At 31.9% G+C, this 9,571-nt stretch carries 9 protein-coding genes; 7 read left to right on the forward strand and 2 right to left on the reverse strand.

Annotated features, from left to right (window positions below):
• Positions 1-23: 23 nt before the first annotated feature.
• The 4 genes from B0A81_RS19520 (at position 24) to B0A81_RS19535 (ending at position 3,632) form a co-directional block, all read left to right on the forward strand.
• On the forward strand, positions 24-356 hold the full coding sequence (locus B0A81_RS19520) for a hypothetical protein (RefSeq protein ID WP_089059558.1): 333 nt from the start codon (positions 24-26) through the stop codon (positions 354-356).
• 14 nt (positions 357-370) lie between these two features.
• Complete coding sequence (locus tag B0A81_RS19525; RefSeq protein WP_089059559.1) at positions 371-670, forward strand: hypothetical protein; 300 nt, start codon at positions 371-373, stop codon at positions 668-670.
• A 6-nt stretch (positions 671-676) separates the two neighbouring features.
• Positions 677-2,227 (forward strand): PepSY-associated TM helix domain-containing protein, encoded by a 1,551-nt coding sequence (locus B0A81_RS19530; protein WP_089059560.1) that lies wholly within the window; start codon positions 677-679, stop codon positions 2,225-2,227.
• A gap of 301 nt (positions 2,228-2,528) precedes the next feature.
• Positions 2,529-3,632: a PepSY-associated TM helix domain-containing protein gene (locus B0A81_RS19535; protein WP_089059561.1), complete on the forward strand. Its 1,104-nt coding sequence runs from the start codon at positions 2,529-2,531 to the stop codon at positions 3,630-3,632.
• 49 nt (positions 3,633-3,681) lie between these two features.
• Here the strand turns inward: B0A81_RS19535 and B0A81_RS19540 are convergent, their stop codons facing one another.
• The gene (locus tag B0A81_RS19540) at positions 3,682-4,029 is read right to left on the reverse strand and encodes a toxin-antitoxin system YwqK family antitoxin (protein ID WP_089059562.1); all 348 of its coding nucleotides are present in this window, start codon (positions 4,027-4,029) and stop codon (positions 3,682-3,684) included.
• Positions 4,030-4,240: 211 nt separating this feature from the next.
• On the reverse strand, positions 4,241-5,233 hold the full coding sequence (locus B0A81_RS19545) for a TlpA family protein disulfide reductase (protein ID WP_089059563.1): 993 nt from the start codon (positions 5,231-5,233) through the stop codon (positions 4,241-4,243).
• Positions 5,234-5,390: 157 nt separating this feature from the next.
• Between B0A81_RS19545 and aspS the strand changes: the two genes are divergently transcribed.
• From aspS to B0A81_RS19560, 3 genes are read left to right on the forward strand one after another with little or no spacing between them, the layout of a single operon-like run.
• Entirely contained in the window at positions 5,391-7,139 is a 1,749-nt protein-coding gene (aspS, locus tag B0A81_RS19550; protein WP_089059564.1) for an aspartate--tRNA ligase, read from the forward strand.
• A 7-nt stretch (positions 7,140-7,146) separates the two neighbouring features.
• Positions 7,147-9,009 (forward strand): hypothetical protein, encoded by a 1,863-nt coding sequence (locus tag B0A81_RS19555; RefSeq protein ID WP_089059565.1) that lies wholly within the window; start codon positions 7,147-7,149, stop codon positions 9,007-9,009.
• Complete coding sequence (locus B0A81_RS19560) at positions 9,009-9,419, forward strand: hypothetical protein (RefSeq protein WP_089059566.1); 411 nt, start codon at positions 9,009-9,011, stop codon at positions 9,417-9,419. Before B0A81_RS19555 ends, B0A81_RS19560 begins: the two co-directional genes overlap by 1 nt.
• The last annotated feature ends 152 nt before the right edge of the window (positions 9,420-9,571 follow it).

Consider the following 9,571-nt stretch of genomic DNA (forward strand, 5'->3'; position numbering starts at 1 on the left):
GTGTTTTTAAATTCTATAAAATTATGATAACATTAGCCAGTCTCATTGTTTTTTTAGCATTTTATACTTTGTATTACACCTCAAAAAGAGCTGTTTTATCTTATGATTTTGGTTTTGAAAAATGGATGAAAAACAATCCAAAACAAACGAAAATTACGGGATTACTTCTTTTAACAACGGCTTATGCGATGTGGCTTTTTACGCAATCACTATGCTGTGGAACTTTGATGTTTTTTATTCAATTAATGACAATTGGAAGCCTGATTATCATTCTTGCTCCATTAAAAAAAGTAAACAGCAAAGTGCTTCTGGCTGTTTTAATTATTATAGCTCTTCTTGAATTTTATTACAACTAAACCATAACCAATCAATGCCAGCAAATTCAAAATATTTAACTCCCGCATTTTGGCCTCGTTTTGCCAAAATAACCGCAGCAATACTTGGCGGTTATCTTGTTTCTACAACATTTCATTTAGCATTAGCATCATGGTTCAATCGCCCTGAAGTATTAATGACAATGGCTTTCAGCGGATTCATACTTTGGGTTATTTTAATGGTTATTGCGTTTTTAGCGAAAAGCGGATGGAAAATCTGGGGGATTTACATTTTACTTTCCTTAGTTTTTTCTCTACTCATTTATCTTGGTCAAACCTATAATCCAGCAGTGTAATTACCCATGAACAATCGTCATTATAATATCTATTTTCATACACATACTGTCAGCGGTATTGTGATCAGCGTTGTACTTTTTGTGATCTTTTTTGCAGGATCGTTTTCTTTTTTTAGAGATGAAATCATCAATTGGGAAAGAAGTGAATCTACTGCTATTACTAGAGAAATCAAATTAGATTACAATAGCGCATTAGAAAATCTTGACAAAAAACACGTTTTACACGGAAGAAATATTACCATATCTAAACCATCTGTTGAAAATAGAGTTGCGGTTTATATGGAAGGTACCAAAGATACTTTGGCTCCAGCCAAACAAAAAGAAGGATCATTCTTTTATCTGAATACTAAAAACTTTAAATCATTTACTTATGAAGAATCGTATTCATTAGGAGAATTTTTATACCGCCTGCATTTCTTGGCGCAGATTCCTTATCCAGTTGGTTACTATCTTTCTGGTTTTACCGCCTTGTTTTTCTTATTTGCAATCATAACTGGACTTTTACTTCATTGGAATAAAATTGTCTCTAACTTTTACATTTTCCGTCCAAAAGAAAAATTAAAAACATTATGGACAGATGCTCATACAGCGTTGGGAATGATTGGACTTCCGTTTCAATTTGTTTATGCTGTAACTGGTGCTTTTTTTATGATTAAACTTCTAATTGTAGCGCCCGCCGTAATGGCATTATACAAAGGAGATCAAGATAAATTATATAAAGAATTAGAATACAACGATCCTGATTATAAATTTGATAACAAAAAATTAGCTGCTCCTTTTGACATCAATAAACTAGTTGCTAAAGCAAAAAACAACTGGTCTGATTTTGAAATCACACGAGTTTTTATTCAAAACTACGGCGATGTAAACATGCACGTTTTAGTAGAAGGTGAATTACCAAGTCATAAAAAATTTACCGGAATTGGAAAAGTTGTTTACCGTATTTCTGACGGAAAGGAAATCGCTAGAAAAAATCCAATTACACAAACCAGCTACATTAGTATTGTTAAAAATGTTTTGTACCGAATTCATTTTGGTGACTACGGAGGTTATGCCTTAAAAATAGTAAGCTTTGTTTTAGGAATCATAACCTGTTTTGTAATTATTTCGGGAGTCATGATTTGGTTAGTAGCCAGACAAAAAAACAATTTACCTGAAAAGAAAAGACGTTTTAACGCAGCTGTTGTTCGTATCTATCTCGCTATTTGCTTAAGCATGTATCCAATCACTGCACTTGCGTTTATCGTGGCAAAAGTTTTTTATCCATTAACTCAAGATAACCTTTATCTAGTTTACTTTGGAGGGTGGCTATTGCTTACTATATTTTTTATTATCAAAAAGAATGATGCTTTCACCAATAAATCATGCCTTATTTCAGGAAGTATTTTAGGGTTTTTAATTCCAATTACAAACGGAATTATTTCTGGAAATTGGTTTTGGAATTCGTTTATGGAAAACAAAATCCAAATCTTTTTCATTGATGTTTTCTGGATTGTTTTAGCTTCCATAACTCTTTATACGGCTTATCATTTAAAACCTAAAAAAATCGTTTCTTAATAATATTTTTTGCTGCAAAGCGACGAAGGCGTTAATATTTTGTTTCACGCAGATTCTGTAGATTTTTTAATATTATTTTATCTGCTCCCTCGAGCGATAGCGTACAGACGAAGCAATCTGTAAAATCTGCGAGAGAAAATCTTTTCGATTCTTTTAATCTGTCGCTTCAAAATAAAAACTTTGCGCCTTTGCGAGATCAATTCTTTATAAGCACAAACTCATACATCCTGATAAACAAAATACTTTAAAATAATTTGTCTCCTATAGATTTTGCGTATACTTTTACGTTTTTAATCAAAAAATGAGATTTACGAAACAAATACGTTTTTTACATAAATGGCTCGGATTAATTTCTGGGCTTATTGTTTTTGTAGTTTGTATCACCGGATGCATTTTTTGTTTCCATGATGAAATAAAAGACATTACTCGTAAAGAATGGCGTTTTGTTGAACCGCAGAATAAACCTTTTTTGATGCCGTCGGTTTTGCAGCAAAAAGCAACAGAAATTGTTCCGAAAAACAAATCGAGCATGGTTTCTTACTACGGAAAAAATCGCTCAGCTATTGTTTACACGTATTCTGACACCGAAAATTTATACCTCTATTTTAATCCATACACTGGTCAATACTTAAAAACTGAGAACCCAAAAACGGACTTTTTTATCATTGTCGAGCACATTCATTTATACTTATTACTGCCCGATTATATTGGAAAACATATTATAGGCGGTTCTACAATTATTTTTATTCTGTTATTAATTTCTGGAATAATTCAATGGTGGCCAAAACGAAAAAGTGATATTAAAAGAAGTTTTACTGTAAAATGGTCAGCAAAATGGCGTCGTGTTAATTATGACTGGCACAATACATCAGGTTTTTACATTGCAGTGATCGCTTTTATTCTTGCCATAACCGGCTTAACATTTACCTACGAATGGGTTGGCGACGGAATATACAAAACCTTTAATTTTGGAGGTGACAAAGAAATTGAAACAAAATCACCAACAATCGATGCAACAAAATTTAACTCCAATTCAATCACAGCTGTCGATCATGCTTTTATTAAAACCCTAAAAATGCAGCCAAATGCCGAAATGCTCTTTGTAACATTTCCACAGCAAAAAGGAGATCTCATTAATACAGGAGCATATCCGCATACATTAAGATATGATCATCAAAGTAATTATTATTTTCATCCTTATGATGGAAAATTAATTCAAAGCGATCCGTATCATTCAAAAAGTTTAGGACTAAAAGTTGTCGAAATGAATTATGGTATACATACAGGACAAGTCTTGGATTTACCTGGAAAAATCCTCGCTTTTACCGTCAGCCTAATTGCTTCAGCACTTCCTGTAACAGGATTTGTAATTTGGTTTGGAAGAAGAAAAAAATCTAAGAAATAAAAAAACCGCTTACAATAAGCGGTTTCTCTATAAATTGTTCGAAACTAAATTAGTTTCTATTTGCTAAAGCATTTTTCTGTAAGTTTTTAACTGAGCTTACTTTATTGTCAACATAAGCAACTTCGCTTAAATTGTTTTCATTAAAGAAAATCCATTTTCCAGTTTTCACTCCGTCTGTGTATTCTCCAACGGTTTTTTTATGTCCTTTTTCGTCATAAGATACCCAAACACCGTCTAATTTACCATCCTTAAAGAAGCCTTCTTGTTGAACATTACCATTATCATAATAATAAACAGCTTTAACCTTGTTCCCAACAACTTCTAATTCTGGTTTTGCTTCCTGTGCAACTAATATTCCAGAGAACAATAGTGCCGCTAAAATTATACTCTTTTTCATATCTTTAGGTATTAATGTTTTAGAAATCTTTATCAAATATACCTATTTGTTTACATTAAAAAAACTTTTACTTAACAATTTGGTAACATTGGATGAAAACTTAACATTGGAATTTTGCCTAAAACAAAAAAACCAGCGCTCAAGCACTGGTTTTACTAGTATTTTAATCAAAAACTAAAATTACGATAACGATGTAAATTTAATCCTTAAATTAGTTTAATAACGAATCTAATTGCTTTTGAAGATCTGGAGATGAAGGTCTTTCTGCATCAGAACTCACAATATTTCCTTTTGGATCAATCAAAATAAATCTTGGAATTCCCATTACACCATAATTTACAACAAATTCAGATTCCCAGTCCTTGTCAGCAAACAATTGTACACCTCCAAGATTTTTATCTGCTACAAACTTTTTCCATTTTTCATTGTCTTTTGCTTTATCGATAGAAATACTCACAAACTCAATGTTTTTTCCATGGTATTTCTCTTCAATTTTTTGCAGGTAAGGAATTTCGGCTCTGCAAGGTGCACACCAAGTAGCCCAAAGATCAATATAAACATACTTCCCTTTTAAATCAGATAGTTTTGTTTTTCCTCCCTTATAATTGTCATAATCAAACTCTGGTGAAGGCTTTCCGTTAAGTTTATTTGCTTTTGCAGTTCTTTCGTAATTCTCAACTGCGAATTGATTAAAACGCTCAAAATTACTTTTCATTGCAGTAACAAATTCTGGATCAAAATTTCCTTTCTCTAAACTTTCGACATCAGTCTTTTTCTTAGCCTCTAATATTGCTGCAAATTCAGCAGGTTCTTTAGAGAAAGCTTGCTCTAGTTTTTCATTTCTTAAAGCTTGTTGTGCTAAAAAATTACTCTCCTCAACACCTTTACCGCTGAAAGCAATAGTTTCATCAAACTCTTTGGCATTCATCGTTAAGTTTACCACAGAATTTGGTTTCAAATACAGTCTAGAAGATTCTACTCCGTCAGAAAACACATAAAATCCTTTTGGCGCATCAAAAGAAGCCGCAAAAGTTTCCTTTTTGTTAATCGGAATAACTTGTTTAAAATTATCTTTTCCTCTAATGACAAGAGTGTCACTATTTCTATTCGCAATTTTGGCTGTAAATTTTATTTGATTTTTAGATTGTCCAACAACACTTAAAGTGGCAAATACCAACAGACCAGTAACAAAAAGTTTTTTCATAGATATTTATATTTGTTTTTAGTGATTCAAATCTAAAGAAATTACTGCTTCCAAATTTTAGAATTAACAAAATATTTAAAATTTATAAGCATCAAGTTATCACTTTTCTATATTATTTTGTTTTTTGTGTTTACTTTTGCAATCTAAAATTGAGATCATGTATAGAAGTCATAATTGCGGCGAATTAAACGCTTCAAATATTAATACCGAAGTTACACTTGCGGGCTGGGTTCAAAAATCACGCGATAAAGGATTTATGAATTGGGTCGATCTACGCGACCGTTATGGAATCACACAACTTATTTTTGACGAAGTTCGTACCGATAAAACCGTTTTTGAATTAGCTAAAACTCTTGGCCGCGAATTTGTAATTCAGGTAAAAGGAACTGTTATTGAGCGTGAAGCCAAAAATAAAAACATTCCGACTGGTGAAATTGAAATTTTAGTTTCTGAATTAACGATCTTAAACTCTGCTTTAACGCCTCCATTTACTATCGAAGATGAAACAGACGGTGGAGAAGATATCAGAATGAAATACCGTTATTTAGACATCAGAAGAAATCCTGTAAAAAACAGCTTATTATTTCGTCATAAAGTAGCAATGGAAGTTCGTAAATATCTATCTGATTTAGATTTCTGCGAAGTTGAAACACCTTACTTAATCAAATCTACTCCAGAAGGAGCAAGAGATTTCGTGGTTCCAAGCCGTATGAACGAAGGACAATTTTATGCATTGCCGCAATCACCGCAAACTTTCAAACAATTATTGATGGTAGGTGGAATGGATAAATATTTTCAGATTGTAAAATGTTTCCGTGACGAAGATTTACGTGCAGACCGTCAGCCTGAGTTTACTCAAATTGACTGCGAAATGGCATTTGTTGAACAAGAAGACATTTTGAATGTTTTTGAAGGTTTGACAAGACATTTATTAAAAGAGATCAAAGGCATTGAAGTAGAAAAATTCCCAAGAATTACCTACGATTATGCTATGAAAACATACGGAAATGACAAACCAGACATTCGTTTTGGAATGAAGTTTGGCGAATTAAACGAATTTGCACAACATAAAGAATTCCCTGTTTTCAATGCAGCTGAATTAGTTGTGGGAATTGCTGTTCCTGGAGCAGGAAATTATACCCGTAAAGAAATTGACGGATTAATTGACTGGGTAAAACGTCCACAAGTTGGAGCATCAGGAATGGTGTATGTAAAATGTAATGAAGATGGAACTTTCAAATCATCTGTAGATAAATTCTACGATCAAGATGATTTAACAAACTGGGCAAAAGCAACAGAAGCAAATCCTGGAGATATGATTTTTGTTCTTTCAGGTCCAGCAAACAAAACTCGCGCTCAGCTTTCAGCACTTCGCATGGAATTAGCAACTCGTTTAGGTTTACGTAAACCTGAAGAATTTGCTCCATTATGGGTTGTAGATTTTCCATTATTGGAACTTGACGAAGAAAGCGGTCGTTACCACGCAATGCACCACCCATTTACATCTCCAAAACCAGAAGATATGGCTTTGTTAGAAACAGAACCTGGAAAAGTTCGTGCAAATGCATACGATATGGTTTTAAACGGAAACGAAATTGGAGGAGGCTCTATTCGTATTCACGATAAAGCGACACAACAGTTAATGTTTAAATATTTAGGGTTTACCGAAGAAGAAGCAAAAGCTCAATTTGGTTTCTTAATGGATGCTTTTCAATTTGGAGCACCGCCTCACGGAGGTTTAGCTTTTGGATTGGATAGATTGGTTGCTATTTTAGGAGGTCAGGAAACGATTAGAGATTTTATCGCCTTCCCTAAAAATAATTCAGGACGTGATGTTATGATCGATGCTCCTGCAGCAATTGATGACGCACAATTGAAAGAGCTTTCAATTAAATTAGACCTTTAAATAAACAATGATTAAAAAAATCTTTTTACTGCTTTTTGTTGTAAACTGTTTTGCACAAAGCCCAAAACAAGTCTTATATTCATTTTATGATTGGAAATATCCTAAAGTAAAAATAGAAAGCAATAAAATAGGTGTTATCATAGAAGATCCCACAGAACGCAGCGTAATAGACAATCAAGTCTCTGCCTATGCGATTCGCAATCTTAGTTTAAGAAATTTAGAAATAGTCGCTCCAACACAGAGCGACTATTTGTTATTTATACACCCCATCAGCACGTATCTTGATACTAAAACTGAAAAAATAACCAATGGTAATGACATTAGTTATATTGGACAAATCATCTTTACTTCAAAATTAAATTTTACAATAAAACGAAAAAACGAAGTTGTTTATACTAAAGATTTCAACTCCTCTCAAGTTATTTCGGAGGTAAGTGCTTATAACAACTTCAGTATTAAAACAGAAGAAATTGCAAACAATCAAATACAATTGCTTCTTAAAAATTCGAGCGGAACGATTAACCAAAATTGTTACGACCTTTATAACAAGGATGTTTTGTATAATTTTTTCAAAGAAATCAAAGAAACTATTGATTTTACCAGAATTGAAGAAACCCTTCCTTTATACAAATTCAAAGACGATGATCTTGACCAAATAAACCAATCTGTGGACTCTTTTGAATTTACCCGAAATTTAGAAGACACTGATGAGAACTATCTTAAAATAAAAAACCTCCTTGCGGAAAAAATAAAATTTTGGGAAAGTGAAGTTTCCAAATATGATGTAAACGATAAAAAAACCAAAAAAATTTATTGGGCTTTAATGGCAAACATTTCAACCAGCTACTATGCTTTGGGAGATAATGCAAAAGCTATTGAATTTAAAGACAAAGCACTACTTGTTGATTACAACAAAAACTATCGCTATTTAGCCGAAATGCCAGAGAAAAAAATCAAGAATATGGCTTTCTTATTGAATGCTGAAGGTAAACCTTTTATTGATTTTGAAAAAAATGATTTTTCGAAAAAACAAAACTTTGATGCTGTTTACTTCACAAATAAAAAAGGCAAACTTCTTATTAACAGCAACGTTTCAGAACAAGAATTAGCTATCAAAAAAAATCGTATTGAAGTTATTTATAACGTTTTGGCGTGTTCCAAATTCTATGACTTTTTAGTAAGTGTAACTAACGATTTTAACGAAAAAGAACAAGATAAAAGCCTATTTTTTAAAAACACAGACGCTTATTTTTTCAAATTAACAAAACGCTACGATGACTTAAGCAAAGAATTACTTGTTGCCGATTTGAAAAATTTTAATGTAGATGAAAAAAAAACTATCCTGAAAATATCTAATAGTATCCACGATTTAACAGATGTATTATATAACAGATTAAAAGTATCTACTATTGCTAACAAAGAATCTGAGTTAGCACAACTTGTACGTGAATTAAATAAGCTTTTTATACAACAAGCAGGAATTCTTACTGATTATGGGAGAAGCAGTAAAAAGCAAGATCTTCAAGACTTGACTAATATGGTCTTAATTAGCCAAAATAGAGTACTTTTAGACCTTCCTTATTTAGGTTTTCTAGCAGACGAACTTACCACAGAAGACCACAGTCAATACAAAGAACATCCAAAAATTTACCAATCTCTTTTTAAACAGTATAAAAAGACCTTCAACAATTTGATGGGAAGTACTATTTTAAAAAATCTTCATGAGAAAGAAACCATTAAATTTGATGAAATTATAAATTCTTTTTACATGCCGTTGTCTAGAGAAAAAATAGAGAATATTAATGTAAAATTTAAGAATCAATACAACAACCAATCTATATTGAGAATATTAATGTTATTCTCTAAGTAATGAAAAAAATAGTACCTTTTTTAATCTGTTTTCCTCTTTGTAACTGCATCTCAATACCAAATCAGCCAGCAAAAAACATTGCTTTTGAAAAACAACAAGCTGACGATCAAGAAAAAGATTTTAATTTACAGGTCAAAACTATTTGCTTTTCTGAGAAAAACACAAACAAAGAAATTGAAATTGAATATGAACTAAAAAACAACTCTAAATCGACGGTTTTTGATCATAAATTAAAAACGTATAAATTGTTTTTTATTCTCAAAATGACAGACGGGCGAGAAATTGCAAAAGAAAAAACAATTTGGTCTATAATCCCTCCAAATACAGCAATAATCGAAAAAGAAAAAATATACATCTCAGATTATGTTGTTCAATCTTGTTCGACTCATATTTATACAAAATACAAATAGCTTAAAATTATTAGAATAAGGCTGTATTTTTTTTCAAACCACTAAATATTTCTCTTTTTTACTTTTCAAAAAAGAGAAAAAACATACTTAAAAATATAAATTCTTAAAATTTCAAATTCCTACAATCGGCTCGTTTTTATATTCCTACAATT

The sequence above is a fragment of the Flavobacterium plurextorum genome, assembly GCF_002217395.1.
In the GTDB taxonomy this organism is placed as follows: domain Bacteria; phylum Bacteroidota; class Bacteroidia; order Flavobacteriales; family Flavobacteriaceae; genus Flavobacterium; species Flavobacterium plurextorum.